1 protein-coding gene is annotated in these 840 nt (G+C 40.4%); it reads right to left on the bottom strand.

What is annotated here, in order from left to right:
* Positions 1-840: ISL3 family transposase (locus ABES52_RS16810; protein WP_429652466.1), on the bottom strand; the 840-nt coding region annotated here is incomplete at both ends.

Raw genomic sequence — 840 nt, forward strand, 5'->3', positions numbered from 1 at the left:
TGATGTCTCAATAAGATTCTTGCTCGAAATCTCTTGAAGTTTTTATATCCATAGCCGTTTCGCTTGATGACTTTTGTGGTATTATTAATTCCTTCCAGAAAGCCATTGGAATGACCATACACAAAGCTATTCAGGATTTCTACTTGCCAATTTCGAAACGTTTCTATCGCTTGTTTCATCTCTGGAATTCCTGATTCCTCTACTACTTGATAAAATGCTTCCAGCTCTTTTTTTACCTCTTTAATCATTTCTTGACCGATCTCTTTCGCTCGGTTAAACCACGATTGATAACGTTCTTTTAGTTCATAGGCTTTTTTTAGCTCTTCCGACATATTCAAATAGCGTTTTAAATGCCACTGATCTTCTTCGGTTAAAGTGTTTTGTGGTTTATAAAATATGTACCTTTTTCTTTTGCACTTTTTGCGGTAATAGTCGTGAAACTGCTGCTGAATACGCCTCCGAACTCGATCGATCCCCCAATAAATATAACGACAAAAATGAAAACGATCCGCCACGATCACTGGGTTCCCTAGGGCCGAACGAACGGCTGCCTTAAAAGAAGGACTCATATCCATAATCACCACTTGAACGTGGTGACCATGCCTTTGAAGGTAGTCTTTTATCGTCTTTTTATTTCGGTTCGGTAGGATGTCTAGGGGTTGCTTTGTGATCCCATCGGCGATGATGAGTTGGTACTTTCCTTCCCTTGTATCTCCTTTATATTCATCAATCGCAATCACTCGAGGTAGTGACTCTACTTGCTTGACTTCCGTTTGAGCGATTTGATCAAATCGCCTCATAATGGTCGTGGATGAGGTACCGTAAACATCCCCTACTTCC

Origin of the sequence: Aeribacillus pallidus (genome assembly GCF_050478865.1) — a bacterium.
In the GTDB taxonomy this organism is placed as follows: domain Bacteria; phylum Bacillota; class Bacilli; order Bacillales; family JACDOC01; genus JACDOC01.